An 18,379-nucleotide genomic window follows, 5' to 3' on the forward strand; every position below is an offset into this window, starting at 1 on the left:
GGACGGTTTAGTTCAGCCTGGCTTTTCCCGGCTGTCCCGTGAGAAAAATGGATCTTGACATTTAACCGCGGGACTTATCTCAGGGATCGATGAGCCTATGACTCGGGTTGTGGCTCTACGTCGGCCAAGTTTGCCACCACGGGGCCGGCTTTTTCGCCGTAGTTGTAGAAGCCGTCAATGACTTCTGGGATTTCGCGAAAGTTGTTGTCTGGCGGTGGGGAGGAGGTCATCCACTCCAGCGTGCGACCATTCCAGGGATTGTGGGAAGCTTTCGGCCCCTTGCGCCATGCCCAGACAATGTGCACGCCATGCAGCACGAAACCGACCCCCAATGTCCATGCGGCAATCGAGATGACCAAATTCAGGGGGTGCAGATACGGTGGGTAGGTCGGTACCCAGCGGTTCATTCCTTCCAGACCCACCAGGAACATGGTGCTGAAGGCGGTGTTAAAGGCGAGGAAAATCCAGATGGAGAGAAACTTGCCCCAGAATTCGCTGTACATCCGGCCGGTAATCTTCGGCAGCCAATAGTACGTGGCTGCAATCCAACTGAACACCATGCCGCCGATGATGGTGTAATGGAAGTGGGCTACGACGAACATGGTGTCGTGGACCTGCAGGTTGATTGGCGGGTCCGCGAGATACACGCCGGTAATGCCTCCGTGCAGGAAGTTGAACATGCTCATCAAGATCAAGAGACCGGGCGTCGTCAACCGGTAGCGTGATTTCCACATGGTGCCCAGGGCTGCCATGAACGCGAACCCGGTGGGAATGGAAATCATCTCCGTGAAAAAGGAGAAGGGAAACATCTCCGAGTTGCGCATGTTGGTGAACATGTGGTGAGCCCAAACCAATCCGGACAGCATCATCACAAAGATAAGCCCGATGACCGCCCAGGATCGGGCGAAGAGGGACTTTTGCGCCATGACGGGGATGATTTCGTTCCAGAGCGCAAACGCCGGCACGACCACAATGTACACCTCAGGATGGCCAAAGAGCCAAAATAGCTCCAACTCGGCCAACACCTGCCCGGCGGCGTTGAAGAGATTCAATGGGACGATGCGGTCGAGCAGCTGCAAAATGAACGTCATCTGAATTTCCGGAAGCCAGATCAGATTCAAAATGGAGACCGTGGTGATGCCCCAGACGAACATCGGCAATCGTGCCCACGTGACGCCGGGCGCCCGGTTGAAGACAATGGTGGCCACCAGGTTGAGCGACACAATAATTGACGACATGGTTAATGCCGCCACGCCGAGGTAGTAGAAAATAATCCCGGCTGCCCCTTGGCTTCCGAGGGGCTCATAGCCACGCCAACCAGTGGTCCAATATCCCAAGAGGGGACTCATCGCAACGGTCAGCACGCCGGCCGGGATAAGCCACTGCCCCAGGCCCGAGAGGCGGGAAAAGACCGTGGTACGGGCGCCAATCATGAGCGGGACGATGTAGTTCCCCAGTCCGCCGACCAACGCCACCGTAGCGACGGAAAACATCATGATGGTTCCATGGGCGCCGACGGCCGACAAGTACTGATTGGCATACGTAAAGAAGTACATGCCGGAGGCCGCGAGTTCGATGCGCATGGCCATCGCGATCCCGCCGGCGAGAATGAACGCGCAAGCAGATGACGTCATATATTGAATGCCGACGACTTTATGGTCGGTGGCAAACGCGAAGTATCGACGCCAGTCGGTGGCTTCACCGACCCGTGGGGTGACGCCAAAGAGCGGTAGCACCATGCCTTCATAGGCCCCCACGCCCAAAAGCCAGCCGATCACAGCTCCGACCCACCCAATGGTGATGGATACTTCCGTAAAGAACGGATGTCCGTAATGGGGGGCGATGGCGGCGGTTAGGCTATTCAGCAGTACGAAGGCAATCCCAGCCCACAAAAATCCGCGCAACATGGGCGGCATGACGTGCACTTTCGCGGATGGGGTTGTTACAACATTTTGAGCCATCACGAATCCTCCAATCTAAGCGCTTATGAGCTTTGCAGCTTTTGCTGCTTGGCGATCCAGGCCTTGAACTGCGAAGCCGTTACAATCTTGAGCGGCGACTCCATCCAAGGATGTCCCGGCCCGCAAACTTCGGCGCACTGCACGCGGACTTCGGGGTTGGTTTGATAGGTGGCGGTCCGATTGGCGACGATGTATTCGTAGCGGGTTTCACCCGGAATCACGTCCTCTTTAATCCCGAACGCCGGCACCCAGAACGAATGGATGACACCCGCCTCCACGTCGTAGGTGTGGAACGGGTCATAGGACCGGAGCACAAACTCGATCTTCTTATGGGCGGGTATGACCAGCTCGTCCTGTCCATTGGCGTTCACGGTCTGGGAGAGGTGATATTGCGGATAGCTGAAAATCCACTCCCACTGCCGGGCGGTCACATCCACAATCAGATCGTTCTTTTGATGGCTGGGCAACTGGGTAGCGAACATTTGCTCTAAGTCGGCCGCTGTCGGGTGAAGCCAGAACAGCAGGTTGAGCACGATGGAGCCCAAAATCCAAATGGTTGTGAAGAGGCCATTCTTGGTGACTTGAATACGGCTTTGCTTCGGTTCGGGGCTGTCTGCATGGTAACGGAACGCCGTCCAGACCAGCCACCAAATGACGAGCAGAAATACCGGCGCCAGCATCGTGGTCAGGAAGTTAAAGGCGTGCAAGGCGATATTGCCTTGATTGGTCAATAAGAAATACATTTGGCTGCTGCCGATGCGGTGTAGAAACCACTCGCCCAGCGCGCTAATGATAATCCAGACCACGCCGAAAATCACAATGTCCATGGTTGTCGTTCCTTTCTCCGGGGGCCGGTTAGTCGCGCACGATGTTTATCACGCCACGCATGCCGGTCCGCCAGTGGATGAACTGCTGCACAAAGCAGCCGTAATGCCAGATGCCGGGCTTGTCTGGGACAGTAAAAGACAGGTGAAGGGTCCCACCAGGCTGAAGCGTGGGGCTAAAGTCGCCGCCGCTGGAAATCTGATAGGGGCCTTTGGGTCCTACATAAGTCACCTTGGCTTTATGGGGAACAAAGTTGTCCACGCCCACCGGGTCACTAAGGGTGACGGCTACCCCATCCCAGAAGTCATGCACCCAGCCGTCGGCGTTCAGCACGCCGAATGCTTGGAAATACTGCATGTTGGGGTGCGGACGGCCAATGGTCCACTCATGCCAGTGCGTGGGGCTCTGATTATGAAAGATGACCTCCATCTTGTCGCCCACGCGCCAGGTCATATAGTTTGGCACGAAGTAGTAGTCGAGCGCATACAGGTGGATCTGACCGCTAGAAACGGGCGAGCCGAAAATGTCACGAGCGGCGGTGACTATCGGCCACTTGCCAAACATGGTGATGGCGCCGGCTATACCCAAGCCGGTCAATCCTGTAATAAGTTGTCGGCGGCTCCAAGTCGGTTCTGCCGGCATATGTTCGTTTTCTTGCTCCACGTCCAAAACCTCCTTGGTTCTCCGTAACTGTGAGGCCGATGCAGGAATGGCGACAGTACTCAAATTTCCCAGCCGTTGTCCGTTTTATCGAAGCGCTGGAGTGTTAGTTATCACCAGAGGTGGGGAATGCTGGAAAAAAATGGGGATCATACGATGAATCCTATCTGGCTGGCGATCCCATTTCTGTTAGCCAGCTTTGTCCTCTGGGCATGGGTGTGGCACATGGCGCGGGAATGGGATCGGGACTCTCCGGGGGGCGGAAAATTGGGCCGGGTACTATCCTTGCGGGCCTACCGCCGGAAGAAGACCACGGATATGAAGTCGTGACATATTGCGCAAAATAAAAACACCCGCCATCCCTTTGGATGCGGGTTACAAGTTTGGTGGAGACGAGGGGAGTCGAACCCCTGACCTCTAGAGTGCGATTCTAGCGCTCTCCCAACTGAGCTACGCCCCCACGACGCTTACTGATTATATAAACTGCACCGTTCGCTGTCAATACAATGGCCATCGCGCTTTGTCCGTAAAATGTGCCAGAGTCTCCAATTAACCCACACAATTCTGCGCTTCATGGGATGCCCTGTACTTTTCACACGGATTTTCGCCATGGTCGACAGTTTCTCACAGAAGTTACATGGCATTGTGGCGGAACGGTTCGGGGAAGCTCAAATTCATCAGGAATTTGTCCATTAAAACTTTAGACCTGGCGGCAGGAATGTTAGGATGAGGGGCGAATAAGTGGAGGAAAGTGGAGCCAAGTGGGACAGATGGGGGTGATGCGGGGTGATGATGGGAGAGTATTCCCACGCACTGGACGATAAGGGCCGCATCGTCATCCCGGCTCGCTTGCGCGATGACTTGGACAACCACTTTGTGATGACCAAGGGTTTAGATGGCTGTCTCTTTCTCTATCCCATGGAGGAGTGGAGAAAGATGGAAGAACGCTTGAAGGCGCTGCCCATGACCAATGCCAGTGCGCGAGCCTTTCAAAGGCTTTTTTTGGCCGGGGCGCAAGACGTCGAAGTCGACCGCCAATTTCGGGTAACCATCCCCCCGCGACTTAGGGAATACGCGGGTGTCATTAAGGATGTCGTGCTGGTAGGGGTCTCGAGCCGCGTTGAGTTGTGGGCGCAGGAGAAGTGGCAGGCCTATCAGGCGGAGGCGCAGGACGGTTACGAGGACGTCGCCGAGAAGATGGTGGACTTCGGGTTTTAAGGCGAGGAGCAGCGATGGTGAGGTTCGAACACGAAAGCGTCATGCCGCGGGAAGTGTTGGAGCTCTTGGTGACCAACCGCCAAGGGATTTATGTGGATGCCACCTTGGGCGGTGCTGGTCATACCGTTCGGTTGCTGGAGTCCTACCCCGATATTCGCATCATCGGAATTGACCAGGATGATCAGGCGCTGGATTACGCGCGGAGCAAAATCGAGCCCTTTCAGGATCGGGCACAAGCAGTCAAGGGCAATTTCCGCTATCTGACCGAGCTTTTAGCTTCGATGGGCTTGGAGCAGGTGGATGGTGTGCTCTTTGATCTGGGCGTCTCCTCGCCGCAGTTGGATCGGGCAGAACGCGGGTTTTCGTATCAACATGAAGACGCGCCCTTGGATATGCGGATGGACTCCGATAATCCTGTCACGGCCTTTCGACTGGTGAACACCAAGTCGGAGCAGGAAATTGCCCAAGCCATTCGCACATGGGGAGAGGAGCGTTGGGCCTCGCGTATCGCCGCGTTTATTGTCAATGCGCGCAAGACTGAGCCGATTCGCACCACGGGTCAGTTGGTGGACGTCATACGAGCCGCCATTCCGGCGGCAGCCCGTCGACAGGGAGGCCATCCCGCCAGAAGAACGTTTCAGGCGCTTCGAATTTGGGTCAACGACGAAATGGGCGCCTTACAGGATGGCGTTCAGGAGGCCTGGCGGGTGTTGGCACCGGGTGGGCGCATCGCCGTGATTTCGTTTCATTCGTTAGAAGACCGGATTGTGAAGCACCAGTTTCGCGATTGGCATAATCAGCATCTGGCCCGCCTCATTACGAAGCATCCCCTGACTGCGGATGCTGCGGAATTGGACGGGAACCCACGGGCACGCTCGGCGAAGCTGCGCGTCGTGGAAAAGCTCGCAAGCTAGGGGTTGTCGATGCGAAGGGAGTCCTTTGCTCACGGTGTCGACAAAATCCCCGCCGTCAACTCATAACTCGTCACGATTCGCATACTTTGGGAGGATTATCATGGTTGAAGAGCGCACATGGCAAGTCGAGAACGAAGGCAATCTAGCCCGCACGTGGGAACAGCGGCTTCGGCCCAAAGTTTCCCCACAACCGCAGCGTCGTCGACGGATCGCGGCGCGTTGGGTACGGCCCGCAGCGTGGATTGGAGCGCTTTGGGGCGGTGCCGTGGTGGCAAGCTTTCTTGCCATCCAGGTCATGACCATGTCCTATCATTATGACCAAACGAACCAACAATATGCGGCGCTCACGCGGCAGAATCAGTCGTTGAATGTGACACTGGCGGCTCTTACCTCAACCCAGGCTTTGTCCCGTGACGCGGCCCGCCTTAAAGTGACTATGGTGGAGCCCGCCTCAGCCCTCCAAACCCCTGTGAAACATGGGACATCTAAGCCGGTTGCCGCTCCTACGGTTCAGCCTTCGGCTCTTGGCCGGGTGACCCGCTGGATGCAGAATCTTAGCCAAAGTCTCGGACAATGAAGGCGCGCATACGGAACCTAACCCGCTGGCGCGTGTTGTGGCTGACGCTCGGCATGGCCGGGTTTATGGCTTTTCTGGTGGGGCGTCTCGTCGTTATTCAAGTTGCCGACAAGTCGTTCCTGGATAACTATGAGGCATCCTTCCAGGTTAAGCACATCACCATCCCGGCCCAGCGGGGCGAAATTATCGACCGCAATGGGACGGTCTTAGCTATGGATGTTCCGCGCGACCAGGTCATTGCTGCGCCGCGCTATATTCATCATCCGGCCCAAGAGGCGGGTGTGTTGGCCAAGTATTTGCCCTTTAAGGCCAAAGTCTTGCGCCGCGTGCTGTCTAACAAATCGTGGTATGCCCTGTTGGACAACTCGGTCAGTCCAGCGGTGGCCAATAAGATCAACCGCCTGCAGCTCACCGGCATCGCCACCGTGCCGGTGACGGGGCGCGAGTACCCCAACGGCACGCTGGCTTCCCAAGTGCTCGGTATGGTTGGGTCTAATGGCCAGGGGTTAGCCGGGATTGAATACGCCGACAACAAGCTGTTGTCCGGGACGCCAGGGCATTGGACGGTGCGTGAGGATGCCTATGGCAACCCGATGTTGCAATGGCAGCAGGCCTACACTCCGCCTAAGCCCGGCGATACCGTCCAATTGACCATCGACGCCAACGTGGAAGCCCAAGCGCAGAAGTGGCTCAAGTGGGGAATTAAGCGGGCCCATGCGAAAAACGGCACCGTCATCATCATGAACGTCAAGACCGGCGGGATCGTTGCTTTGGCGAATTGGCCCAACTACAACCCCAACAACTTGGCCACCGTCACGTCCGAGAATCAGAGCGACTTCGGGGTGCAATATCTGTTCCCCCCAGGCTCAATTTTCAAGCCTGTCACGACGGCGGCAGCCCTTTCGCTGGGACTCTTTACGCCCAATAGCCTTTTCTATACGGATGGCTATAAAATTGTCGACGGCGTCCGCATCAATGACTGGAATCCCAAGGGCTGGGGATGGATTACGCTGACCCGGGGTTTGGAGGTGTCCTCAGACCAAGTCTTCATGGACGTTGCCTTGAAGCTGGGCGTCAGCGGGTTGTATCAGTTTGTGCACGCTTTTGGGCTTGATCATGCCGTCAATGTGGGGCTGCCGGGTTCCGCCTCACCCCTTTGGATTCCTAAATCGCAGGTTAACCCGGTGGATTTGGCCACGGAAGGATTCGGGCAGGGGTTTGCGACCACGGCCATGGAGATTATTGCCGCGGACGATGCCATCGCCAACAATGGCACGCTGGTGCAGCCGCACATTGTCAAGGACATCATTAGTCCCAGCGGCAAGGTGACCCCAACCAAAGTGACGGTCGAGGGGAAGCCCGTGACACCGCAAGTGGCTTTAGAAATCCAGCACATGATGACCTTGGAAGCCACCAAAGGAACCGGCGTGCCGGCACAGGTTCCCGGCTATATCATCGCTGGGAAGACGGGGACGGCGCAGAAGATTGTGAACGGCCACACCTCCAATTCCAACTTTGTGGCTTCTTATTTGGGGTATGGCCCGATGCCGCACCCTAAGTTCATCATGCTGGTGTCCATCAATCACCCGGTAGGGAGTCTCTTTTACGGGGACCAGGTCTCGGCTCCGGTGTGGAAGCACATCGCGACCTATCTCTTTAAGTACTGGAACATCAAACCGTACGCCGGACCCGACAACGGGTCCAAACCGGGGCCGATTCCCTAAAGTTCTCGGGTGGGCGTGACTGTCATAGAAATGGGGAGTAACCAGCCCGTCCTTGTCACGACGGGTAGGGGGGTCTCTCTGATGAATGACCGTCCACCGCTGATGTTAAAGCGGCGCAATTTTGTCGCCATGATAGGCTTCGGCTTGTTTGATCTGCTGATTGGAAGTCGGCTCGTGACCATTCAAACTTTAGACGCGCCTAAGCTGAAGAAGCTGGCGGACAGCATTCATTTCCGATCGGTGCCGTTGGCGCCGTTTCGGGGCAATATCACCGATCGCCATGGACGGCTGTTGGCAGGATCACACCATGCCTTTTCCGCCTATGCCATTCCGGCGCAAACAAAGTCGCGTAAGACAGAGAGCATTCTGCTGGCCGACATCCTGGACATGGAACAAAGTCGGCTCTTGCGCCGACTGTCCCGCCATCAAGGCTTTGTTTGGCTGAAGCGGCGGCTGACGCCAAAGGAGCTGGCGACCTTGAAAAGTCAGTTGGCCGCTTTGCCGGGCATCCATTTGGTGACGGAAACCGCCCGCTATTATCCTGAAGGCGAGTTGGCCGCTGGGGTGTTGGGATTTACGGGCATCGACAATCAGGGGCTGGCTGGCCTAGAGATGGTGTACGACAAGTACCTTAAGGGAGAACGGGGCGCGCTTCAGGAAGAATTCACCGCCTATGGAGAAAACATGCCGTTTGCCCGTCAACGCATTGTCCCCTCTCGGCAAGGCGATACCCTGGAGCTCAGCATCGATGAGAATATCCAGTGGATGGCGGAGCGTGCCTGTGAACATGCCATGATTGCGACCGGCGGCCGGGCGGTGATGATTACGGTGATGCATCCAAAGACCGGCGGAGTTCTAGCCATGGCGCAGCGGCCCACTTTTAACCCCAATCACTTTAAAGATTTTCCGGCGAAGAACTACCGCGAGCTGGCCGTGACGGATGCCATCCCGCCCGGATCGATTTTTAAGCCGGTCACCTTGGCGTCGGCCTTGGAAGCCGGAACGACCAATCCGGGGGCCGGATTTTTTTGTCCCGGGTTCAAAGTGGTGTTGGGGCGGCGGGTCAATTGCTGGCGGCCATCGGGTCACGGCGCTGAGTCTCTGGCGGATATTGTCAAAAACTCCTGCAACGTAGGTTTCATGGAGTTGGGTCTCGGGATGGGGGTGGATCGGTTTTACGAGTCCGTCGGCCACTTTGGCTTGATGCATCGGACGGGCATCGATCTTCCCGGAGAAGCTTTGGGCCTCTTCCCGCGCAAGGCACGTGTGACGGCTCTGGACCTGGCGATTATGGCATTCGGGCAGACCCTCACCGTAACCCCCATTGGACTGATTACGGCCATCAGCGCGATTGCCAACGGCGGCGAGTTATTAAAGCCGCACGTGGCACGGGCCATTAAGACGCCGGACGGCCAACTGGTCAGAAGTTTTGATGGCCAGCGGGTCCGCCGGGTGGTGTCGTCAGAGGTGGCCTCACTTGTTCAGCGCATGATGATTGGCGTGGTCGACAAAGGAAGTGGCAAGCTCGCCCAAGTTCCTGGCTACAAAGTGGCGGGGAAGACGGGGACAGCACAGAAGGTCATTAACGGGCGAACCGAAAAGGGGATCTATATTGCTTCATTCATCGGCTTTGCTCCGGTGCCGAATCCCGCCGCTGTCATTCTCATTTCCGTTGACGAGCCGCAAGGCGCATTCTATGGTGGGCAAGTAGCCGCTCCGGTATTTGGGCGCCTCATGCGGGATATTCTTCGCTACATGAAAATTCCGCCCACGGAGCCGATCAAAAAGCCGCGAGTCGGGGAGGCGGCGATGGTGCCCGATTTAGTGGATTTGTCGCCGGAAGTTGCCTATCAGGATGCCGCGGTGTTTGGTTTTCCGGTACAATTCAAAGGACAGGGCAAAATTGTGGTGGACCAGTCGGTGACCTACGGAGGCTATCGGCCCGCCGGCACGCTGTTGACCTTGACGCTGGGCGATCATCCCCGCGATTATTTGCAGTGGGTTACGGTGCCCAATTTTCGGAGGTTGACGGTCGCTTCCGCCCACCAACTGGCCTTTGAGCTTGGACTTAACACGGCAGTCCGGCACAACGGAGGGCATGGGCAGGTGGTGCACCAATCCATCAGCCCGGGGACACAGGTCAAATCCGGAACCACGGTTGTGCTTGATTTGGCCTAGGGGAGCCGTGAAAGTGGGGAATGTCATGACGGTTGAACAACTGGTAAAACTCATGGGGCTGGGCCGCGTGTTTGGCAATGGCAACGCGGAAATTACCGGCATTCAACATGACTCGCGGCAGGTGACGGCCGGTGATCTCTTTTGTGCCATTCCGGGGTTTCGCACCGACGGCCACCTGTATTGTACGGAGGCATATGCCCGCGGGGCGGCCGGTTTCCTAGTGGAACGCGAGGATGCCATTCCATCCGGCGCCAGCGGGATTGTGGTGGACAATGCGCGCTTAGCCCTGGCCGGTGCGGCTGATGTTTTTTACGGCCATCCCTCAGGCCGTTTGTGGATGGTCGGGGTGACGGGGACCAACGGCAAAACCACCACGACTCATTTGGTGCGGGCGGTGATGGAGGGTAGCGATGTCCCGTGCGGGTTGACGGGAACCCTGCACACGCTGATTGGCGCCGAAAGTTTTAAGGTGGTGCGAACGACACCCGAGGCTCCGGATTTGCAGCGCATTTTACGCCATATGGCCGATCGGGGCATGAAAGCGGCTGTGATGGAAGTATCATCGCATGCGCTGGCGTTATCGCGGGTCGACCATGTGGACTATGATGTGGGCGTTTTTACCAATCTGACCCAGGATCATCTTGACTTCCACAAGGATTTTGAAAGCTATTTTCGGGCCAAGGCGCTCTTGTTTGAGCGTCTCGGGCAAGGGACAGAAAAGGGACCTCGGGCCGCCATTATCAATGGCGACGATCCGTATGCACCGCGTTTGGTGGCGCTGACGCACGTTCCGGTGTTGACGTATGGGTTAAGCAACAAAAACGACCTCCGGGCGACGCAAGTCCGGGTGACCAGTCGGGGGGTGCAATTTCTCGCGCATTTCCCTTCCGGCGTGCAGCAGCCGGTGGAGTTTGGCATGCCCGGCGGCTTCAATGTGCTTAATGCCTTGGCGGCCATGGGCGTCGGTTACGTATACGGATTGGCGCCGGAGCAGATGGCGGAGGCCTTGGCCCGCTATAAAGGCGTCCCCGGGCGCTTTGAGCGTATCGACGAAGGCCAGCCCTTCAGCGTCATCGTGGACTACGCTCATACGCCCGATGGGTTGGAAAACGCCTTGAACACCGCCCGGGAGTTTGCGATGGGCAAGATTGGGGTGGTCTTTGGGGCCGGTGGTGATCGGGATCGGGGCAAACGTCCCCTGATGGGAGAGGTTGCAGGCCGCTTGGCCGACTTTACGGTCTTGACAGCAGACAATCCGCGCTCGGAGGATCCCATGGAGATCATCCATGAAATTGAGCCGGGCATCAAAAAAGTTCACGGGCAGTGGCAAGTGGAGTTGGATCGAGAGCGTGCCATTAAGCTGGCGATTTCTCAGGCACAGCCCGGGGACGTGATTCTCATTGTTGGCAAGGGACATGAAACCTACCAAATTTACCGCGATGGCACAATCCACTTTGATGACCGCGAGGTGGCCCGCCAGGTGCTAAGGGAGCTCAAGCGATCATGATTTCACTGAGGTTGGAGGATGTACGGCGCTGGACGGGCGGAGAAGTCACAAATCTGGACGTCGGCGGGGTGGTGAACAAGCTTTCCATTGACAGTCGGGAAGCAGCTCCTGGCGTCCTATTCATTGCCTTGCCGGGCTCCAATACCGACGGTCATGCGTTTGTCCAAGATGTGTGGCGTGCGGGTGGGGTGGCCATGGTGCGGCGCGACTTCCCCGACACGGATGGTCCCACGGTGCGGGTTGACTCGCCGCTGGAGGCGATGGGACAACTATTGCGGGGTTATCTGGCGTCGCGTCAGGTGACGGTTGTTGGGGTTACGGGCAGTGTCGGCAAAACCAGCGTCAAGGAGCTGACGGCGGCCGTCTTGCGTCAAAAATTTTCTACGTCCTTCTCTTTGGGCAACTACAATACCGCCATCGGGCTGCCGTTGTCCTTTTTTGCTGGGCCTGCCAACACCACCCATTTTGTGGCCGAAATGGGGATGAGCGCGCCGGGGGAAATTCGCCGGCTGACAGAAATCGCCCCGCCCGATGTGGCAGTCATTTCCACGATTGGACCGAGCCACTTGGAGAAGCTGGGGTCCATGGAGGCCATTCAGGCAGCCAAAGGGGAGATATTGGAGGGACTGAAGCCGGAGGGACTCGCGGTCTTGAACCATGACAACCATTGGGTGCGGGAATTGGGTGAAAGAACGCCGCGCCGGGTGCAATGGTTCGGCACGAGTTCGGGTTTAGCTGGCCGTGTGCTGTCCTCCGAGGTCCAAGCCGACCACACCTTAATGGTCTTAGAAATTCTGGGTCAAAAGGCGACCATTCGGCTTCCCTGGCTCGGCGCCCACCAAGCGCACAACGTGGCCGCCGCATTGTTAATCGGCCGCCATCTGGGGCTTGCGTTGGACGAGGCCGTGGCTGGGGTCGAGGCTGTGGACGCCAACCGGTCCCGCATTCGAGTGGTTTCGACCGGCTGCTGGACACTCTTAGCGGATGTGTATAATGCGAGCCCACTGTCGACTCAAGCCGCCCTCGATGTGCTGAAGAGCCGCCCGGGCCGTCATGTGGCGGTCATTGGCGACATGCTGGAGCTGGGGTCGGAAGAGATTCGGGGCCATCGGCAGGTGGGTGTCTATGCTCTGGGGCGTGCGGATGTGCTGCTGGGAGTCGGTGCTCGGGCCAGGCACGTGGTTGAGGCGGCCCAGTCCACTGGGGTGCAGGCCGAATGGGTAGCCACCCGCGATGAAGCGCTTGACTGGCTTCTTCAGCGCCTCCAGGATGGCGACGTAGTGCTGCTGAAGGCGTCGCGGGGAATGCAGTTTGAGTGGCTAGCCCACAAACTGGAAGAACGGGGGCGACGTTCGTGACCCTCGCTTTGGCCGGCGTAATTGGGCTTGTTGTCTCTTTGCTGATGGGGCCGTTGGTGATTCCCGTGCTAAGACGGCTAAAATTCGGGCAACAAATTCGCGAAGTGGGTCCTGAAGCTCATTTGAAGAAACAGGGTACCCCGACCATGGGAGGCGTCATTTTTCTGGCGTCGGTACCCATCACGGTTGCGATTTTGGATCCAACCAGCGCACGAGCTTGGGCGCTCTCTTTGCTCACCTTAGGCTTTGGACTCATCGGCTTTGCCGACGATTTTCTGAAGGTCGCACTCAAGCGGCCGTTGGGGCTGAAAGCCCGGGAGAAGTTGCTGTTGCAAGTGGTGTTGGCAGTGGCTTTCACCTGGTATGTATACCGGTACCTGCCGCCAACGGGATATGTGCTGCCCTTCCACCTGGGCCATTTAGTCTTGGGGTGGTGGTATGGCCCGATTAGTGTGCTAGCTATTTTAGGAGCGGCCAACGCGGTGAATTTGACCGATGGATTGGACGGATTGGCCGCGGGGTCATCGGTCGCGGCGTTCGCCTTTTTCGCACTGTGGGCGTTGCGGGCTAAGGACGATCCGGTTGCCGTGTTTGCGCTGGCTCTGGTGGGCGGACTGGTCGGGTTCTTGCGGGTGAATCTTCATCCGGCGCGCGTCTTTATGGGTGATACGGGCTCCTTGGCCTTGGGGGCGGGCTTGGCGGGCGCGGCGATTGTGACCGGGTCCCCCTTTTTGCTGCCCATCGTCGGCATCCTCTTCGTCGTCGAGACCCTGTCGGTCATCATCCAGGTGATAAGTTTCCGGCTGACGGGTCGGCGGGTGTTTCGCATGAGTCCGCTCCATCACCATTTTGAGTTAGGCGGCTGGTCGGAAGAGCGCGTGGTAACGGTTTTTTGGATTGTCTCGGCCTTGGGTGCGGTGTTGGCATGGTGGTAAATCAGTCAGAGACGAGGAGGCAGCCGATGGAAAAGCAAACCGGGCATTTTGATTATTTGTTGCTGTTTTCCGTGCTGGGGCTGTTAGCCATCGGCACCGTAGTGGTGTTCTCGGCCAGCGCCTCCATCGCCTATCACACCGTGGGGAACCCATACTACTACTTGGAACGCCAAATCATGTGGGCTATTTTGGGATTAATCGTGATGGCCATTGCCTCCCGTTATGATTATTGGCGTTACCAAAAATGGGCTTTGCCGTTATTTATCATAGCCGTGGTATTATTGGGGCTGGTACTTGTCCCGCACGTGGGCATTTCCATTAATGGATCGCGTCGCTGGCTGGGAGCAGGGCCGCTGCAATTGCAACCTTCGGAACTGGCCAAAATCGGTATGATCTTTCTCTTTGCGCGGCTTTTTAGCTTGCATCAAGATCAATTATCCGATTTTTGGCGGGGCATCGTCCCGCATCTGGCGATTGCGGTCGTGGTGTTCGCATTGGTGATTTTGGAACCGGACCTGGGAACGACCTTGGCGATTGCGGGAACATTTTTCGTCATGCTGTTCGTAGCCGGCGCCAGAAAACGTCACATGGGCTTTTTGCTTGGATCGGGGCTTCCGGTGTTGGGGGCGGTCATTGCATTTGAGCCCTATCGGCTGCAGCGGATTGTGGCGTTTACCGACCCTTGGAAGCATCCCTTGGGTGAAGGGTTTCACACCATCCAGGCGCTGTTGGCACTGGGTTCGGGCGGCGTGTTGGGGCTAGGTTTAGGATATACTCGACAAGCCCTGGGATTTCTCCCCGAGTCGTTTACGGACTTTATCTTTGCCGTCTTGGGAGAAGAACTGGGGCTGGTTGGAACGCTCACGGTGGTTATTTTGTTTATGCTGGTGGCGTGGCGCGGTTACCGCATCGCGATGCGGGCGCCGGATGCGTTTGCCAGTCTGTTGGCGACAGGCTTCACCACCATGATCGCCATTCAGGCGGCCATCAACATGGGAGTGGTGACGGCCACTTTGCCGGTGACCGGGATCACCTTGCCTTTTATCAGTTACGGGGGATCGTCCTTGGTCCTCAGTTTGGCGGGGGTCGGAGTGCTGTTGAACATTTCAAGGCACACCTCCTAGCGTGGAGCATATGGTAGGGATTGCGCCTCTCAAATGCGCGGGGCGACAACAGAACGTTTAAGGGTGTCAGATGATGCGCGCAGTGCTCAGCGGGGGCGGCAGCGGGGGACACATTTACCCGGCGCTGGCGATATCCCGAGGATTGCTTCAAGTGGAGCCCGAAGCGGAGCTCTTATATCTAGGGACCAACCACGGACTGGAACGCGATTTGGTTCCACGCGAGAACATTCCGTTTCGCGCGATTCACGCCCAGGGACTCATGGGCCGCGGTTTAGGCGGAAAAGTTCGGGGTGTGGTGGCCTTGGTTCGCGGCGTCCATGACGCGTGGAGGATATTAAAGCGCTTTAAGCCCGATGTGGTGATTGGCACAGGCGGTTATGCTTCGGGGCCGGTCGGACTGGCAGCAAACCTTTTGCACGTGCCCTTGATTATTCAGGAGCAAAATGCCTTCCCAGGCTTAACCAATCGCAATTTGGCCAAGCGGGCGGCGGCGGTGTTCGTGCCGTTTGAAGAAGCGCGTCAATATTTTCCACCCTCGGCGCGGGTCATCATTGCTGGCAATCCGGTCTCTGTTGCGGGCGAGCGGCTGTCCAAGAAAGACGGGCGCAAGCGTCTGGGTCTAAAACCCGAGGTCCGTCTTCTGATGGCAACCGGCGGGAGTCAAGGCGCGCGGGCCATCAACGAGCTGATGCTAGACTTGCTCGGTGACGTTCACGCTGCCTCGGATCTGGGTATGATTTGGGCGACCGGCAAACGATACTACCGACAAGTGAAGGCGGCCATTCAAGAGCGGTTCCCGGACGGTCTGGACGAAAGTCGCGTGCAGGTTTTCGAATACTTTTACCAGATTCAAACCGTGTATCAGGCGGCGGATCTGTTTGTGGGCCGGGCCGGCATGGGAACCATCACCGATTGTGAAGCCTTCGGGGTGCCGGCCGTACTCATCCCCTCACCCAACGTGAGCGAGGATCATCAAACGAAAAACGCCCAGGTGATCGAGACGCGGGGCGCGGGGATGTTGATTCGCGAGACCGACTTGGCGCGCGACGGCGCTCGAGTGCTGGAACTCTTGCGAGATACGGAGCGCACCGGCCGGATGGCCGAGAATATGCGCGCCCTATTTGATGCTGACGCGGTGGATCGGATTGTCCGTACCGTGGTGGAAGCGTCCCGGGCGTCCAAGGGGAGATTATGATGGACGTGGCACGCGTTGCCGAGGCTTTACGTAGCATGGGGGTAGGAACGGTCCGGGAACAGGAACCGCTCAGCCGCCATACGTCGTTTCGCATCGGCGGACCGGCCAGCGTCTTTGTGGATCCGGACCATCTGGACGGCGTGGTCAAGGTCCTCGATTGGGTCCGCGACCAAGGCTTGCCCTACTTCATCATAGGGCAAGGCACCAACATTTTGGTGTCGGACCGCGGTGTCGAAGCGGTGGTTATTTCGACCGTCCGAGGACTTCGAGACTTTCGGGTGGAGCCGCCGGTGATTACGGCCGGCTCGGGAGTGCTGTTGACCAAACTCTGTCGATTGGCAGAGAAGGCTGGTCTGACAGGGTTGGAGTTCGCCATCAGCATCCCTGGAACCTTGGGTGGCGCTTTGGTGATGAACGCCGGCGCTCATGGTGGTGAAATGGTGGAAGTGGTGGAGAGCGTGTTGGTTTGGGATGCCGTCAAGGGCGTGCACCGCATTGACGCCGCCGAGGCTCAGTTCCAATATCGCCAGAGCCGCTTCATGAAGAATCCTTGGATTGCCTTGGAGGCCGTCTTGCGGCTCAAACCGGGAGACCCCGCGGAAACTCGGGAGAAAATGCGGCACAACATGGAGTATCGGAAAAAGAGCCAACCGGTGGGGGAACCCAATGCGGGCAGCATTTTCAAAAATCCGCTGCCGCATTACGCAGGTCGGCTGATTGAACAGATTGGCGCCAAGGGGTGGCGCGAAGGCGACGCAATGGTTTCCGATTTGCACGCCAACTTTATTGTCAATGCCGGTTCCGCGACCGCGCGCGATGTGCTGGAGCTCATGCGGCGCATCCGTCGGACCGTCTATCGGGAGACAGGAATCGTTTTGAAGCCAGAGGTTCGTTGGATTGGACCGGGAGAGGGAGGAGCCGAGGCAACATGGGAGAATTTGTGGTACGCGGAGGGCGGCGGCTTGACGGAACCGTGAGGATTCACGGGGCCAAGAACGCTGCTTTACCGATAATGGCCGCGTCGGTGCTCGCCTCGAGTCCGGTCACGTTGGAGGGAGTGCCGCGGCTGCGCGATGTCGATGTCATGATCCAAGTTTTGACCGCTTTGGGCGCCGAAGTGGCCTGGCAGGGCCGCACTCTTGTGATTGATCCGCGTGGTATTAATCAATATGTCATTCCGCAGGAACTCATGCAGAAAATGCGCGCCTCCATCTTCGTGATTGGACCTTTGCTGGCACGTTTGGGGCATGCCGTGGCCGTGCAGCCGGGCGGCTGTTCTATCGGCGATCGGCCGATCGATATCCACATTTACGGCTTTAGCCAAATGGGCGCCGAGGTTGAGGAGAGCGACATGGGCACCCGGTTGGACGGCCAGCTGAAGCCCGCCAGCATCCATCTCATCTATCCGTCCGTGGGGGCCACGGAGAATCTGATGATGGCCGCGGCTCGAACGCCGGGCGAGACTCGCATTCGCAATGCTGCAATGGAGCCGGAGATTGTGGATTTGGCGCAGTTTCTGGAAAAGATGGGGGCGACAGTCCGCGGTGCGGGGACGTCGGACATTCGCATTGTCGGAAAACCAGAGCTCGAGGGCGTCACGCATACCATCATTCCCGACCGCATCGAGGCAGCCACATTCGCGCTGGCGGCTGCCGCCACCGGCGGGCACGTTGTCTTGCAAAACTGCATCGCTGAGCATCTCCCGGGGCTTGTCGGGCGGTTGCGCGATGTCGGGGTAGAGGTGGTCGAGAAGGAGGGCGATGTACTGGAGGTGACGGCGCCCGAAAAGTATCGGGCCACGCCGATCTCGCTCCACACCGGGCCGTATCCGGGCTTTGCCACCGATATGCAGGCCCAGTTCATGGCCTTTTTGCTGAGAGTGCCCGGGGTGCACATTATTTCCGAGCGGGTATTTGAAAATCGGCTCGGCCATGCGCGGGAATTGCGCCGCATGGGTGCACAAATCGTGGCGGATCAGCGGGTGGCGCTAATCTATGGCGGAAAGCCCTTGTTCGGCGGCGAGGTGCGGGCGTTGGATCTCAGAGCGGGAGCAGCGCTGGTCATTGCCGGATTATTTGCCCAAGGCGAGACCGTTATTCACGACCGTGAGGTGATTGAGCGCGGCTACGAGGATTTGGACGGTCGGCTGCGCGTCGTGGGAGCGGACATCCAGCCTCGGTAACGGTATACTGAGGGCAATATC

General features: G+C 57.8%; 16 protein-coding genes and 1 tRNA gene. 13 read left to right on the top strand and 4 right to left on the bottom strand.

Annotated features, from left to right (window positions below):
- Nucleotides 1-95 precede the first annotated feature (95 nt).
- From HIJ39_RS04430 to HIJ39_RS04440, 3 genes are read right to left on the bottom strand one after another with little or no spacing between them, the layout of a single operon-like run.
- Nucleotides 96-1,961, bottom strand: coding sequence for a cytochrome c oxidase subunit I (locus HIJ39_RS04430; protein WP_207711471.1), 1,866 nt, complete (start codon nt 1,959-1,961; stop codon nt 96-98).
- 23 nt (nt 1,962-1,984) lie between these two features.
- On the bottom strand, nt 1,985-2,788 hold the full coding sequence (locus HIJ39_RS04435) for a cytochrome c oxidase subunit II (protein WP_169097132.1): 804 nt from the start codon (nt 2,786-2,788) through the stop codon (nt 1,985-1,987).
- A 28-nt stretch (nt 2,789-2,816) separates the two neighbouring features.
- A complete protein-coding gene (locus HIJ39_RS04440; RefSeq protein WP_338055073.1) occupies nt 2,817-3,449 on the bottom strand; it encodes a cupredoxin domain-containing protein in 633 nt (210 codons plus the stop codon).
- Between the two features lie 153 nt (nt 3,450-3,602).
- On the opposite strand from HIJ39_RS04440, the gene HIJ39_RS04445 reads away from it, so the two are divergent.
- Nucleotides 3,603-3,776 (top strand): hypothetical protein, encoded by a 174-nt coding sequence (locus HIJ39_RS04445; RefSeq protein ID WP_169097134.1) that lies wholly within the window; start codon nt 3,603-3,605, stop codon nt 3,774-3,776.
- Between the two features lie 54 nt (nt 3,777-3,830).
- Here HIJ39_RS04445 and HIJ39_RS04450 read toward each other — a convergent pair.
- Nucleotides 3,831-3,906, bottom strand: a tRNA-Ala gene (locus tag HIJ39_RS04450).
- Between the two features lie 326 nt (nt 3,907-4,232).
- Here HIJ39_RS04450 and mraZ point away from each other — a divergent pair.
- The 12 genes from mraZ to murA all read left to right on the top strand — a co-directional run bounded on the left by mraZ (nt 4,233) and on the right by murA (nt 18,358).
- A complete protein-coding gene (gene mraZ / locus HIJ39_RS04455; protein WP_169097136.1) occupies nt 4,233-4,664 on the top strand; it encodes a division/cell wall cluster transcriptional repressor MraZ in 432 nt (143 codons plus the stop codon).
- Between the two features lie 17 nt (nt 4,665-4,681).
- A complete protein-coding gene (gene rsmH / locus HIJ39_RS04460; protein WP_169097255.1) occupies nt 4,682-5,578 on the top strand; it encodes a 16S rRNA (cytosine(1402)-N(4))-methyltransferase RsmH in 897 nt (298 codons plus the stop codon).
- 100 nt (nt 5,579-5,678) lie between these two features.
- Nucleotides 5,679-6,155 carry a hypothetical protein gene (locus HIJ39_RS04465; RefSeq protein WP_169097138.1) on the top strand — a complete coding sequence of 159 codons (477 nt, stop codon included), beginning with the start codon at nt 5,679-5,681 and terminating at the stop codon, nt 6,153-6,155.
- Nucleotides 6,152-7,879 (top strand): peptidoglycan D,D-transpeptidase FtsI family protein, encoded by a 1,728-nt coding sequence (locus tag HIJ39_RS04470; protein WP_169097140.1) that lies wholly within the window; start codon nt 6,152-6,154, stop codon nt 7,877-7,879. Before HIJ39_RS04465 ends, HIJ39_RS04470 begins: the two co-directional genes overlap by 4 nt.
- 81 nt (nt 7,880-7,960) lie before the next feature.
- Nucleotides 7,961-10,057: a penicillin-binding transpeptidase domain-containing protein gene (locus HIJ39_RS04475; protein WP_169097142.1), complete on the top strand. Its 2,097-nt coding sequence runs from the start codon at nt 7,961-7,963 to the stop codon at nt 10,055-10,057.
- 25 nt (nt 10,058-10,082) lie between these two features.
- Nucleotides 10,083-11,564: a UDP-N-acetylmuramoyl-L-alanyl-D-glutamate--2,6-diaminopimelate ligase gene (locus HIJ39_RS04480; protein WP_169097144.1), complete on the top strand. Its 1,482-nt coding sequence runs from the start codon at nt 10,083-10,085 to the stop codon at nt 11,562-11,564.
- On the top strand, nt 11,561-12,922 hold the full coding sequence (locus HIJ39_RS04485) for a UDP-N-acetylmuramoyl-tripeptide--D-alanyl-D-alanine ligase (RefSeq protein ID WP_169097146.1): 1,362 nt from the start codon (nt 11,561-11,563) through the stop codon (nt 12,920-12,922). Before HIJ39_RS04480 ends, HIJ39_RS04485 begins: the two co-directional genes overlap by 4 nt.
- The gene (gene mraY / locus HIJ39_RS04490; RefSeq protein WP_169097148.1) at nt 12,919-13,857 is read left to right on the top strand and encodes a phospho-N-acetylmuramoyl-pentapeptide-transferase; all 939 of its coding nucleotides are present in this window, start codon (nt 12,919-12,921) and stop codon (nt 13,855-13,857) included. Before HIJ39_RS04485 ends, mraY begins: the two co-directional genes overlap by 4 nt.
- Nucleotides 13,858-13,883: 26 nt before the next feature.
- The gene (ftsW, locus tag HIJ39_RS04495; protein WP_169097150.1) at nt 13,884-14,981 is read left to right on the top strand and encodes a putative lipid II flippase FtsW; all 1,098 of its coding nucleotides are present in this window, start codon (nt 13,884-13,886) and stop codon (nt 14,979-14,981) included.
- Nucleotides 14,982-15,051: 70 nt separating this feature from the next.
- A complete protein-coding gene (murG, locus tag HIJ39_RS04500; protein WP_243239343.1) occupies nt 15,052-16,176 on the top strand; it encodes an undecaprenyldiphospho-muramoylpentapeptide beta-N-acetylglucosaminyltransferase in 1,125 nt (374 codons plus the stop codon).
- Nucleotides 16,173-17,153 (top strand): UDP-N-acetylmuramate dehydrogenase, encoded by a 981-nt coding sequence (gene murB / locus HIJ39_RS04505; RefSeq protein WP_243239344.1) that lies wholly within the window; start codon nt 16,173-16,175, stop codon nt 17,151-17,153. Before murG ends, murB begins: the two co-directional genes overlap by 4 nt.
- Nucleotides 17,105-18,358 carry a UDP-N-acetylglucosamine 1-carboxyvinyltransferase gene (gene murA, locus HIJ39_RS04510; RefSeq protein WP_169097153.1) on the top strand — a complete coding sequence of 418 codons (1,254 nt, stop codon included), beginning with the start codon at nt 17,105-17,107 and terminating at the stop codon, nt 18,356-18,358. Before murB ends, murA begins: the two co-directional genes overlap by 49 nt.
- The last annotated feature ends 21 nt before the right edge of the window (nt 18,359-18,379 follow it).

Origin of the sequence: Sulfobacillus harzensis, assembly GCF_012933365.1 — a bacterium.
GTDB classification, from domain to species: Bacteria; Bacillota; Sulfobacillia; order Sulfobacillales; family Sulfobacillaceae; genus Sulfobacillus_B; species Sulfobacillus_B harzensis.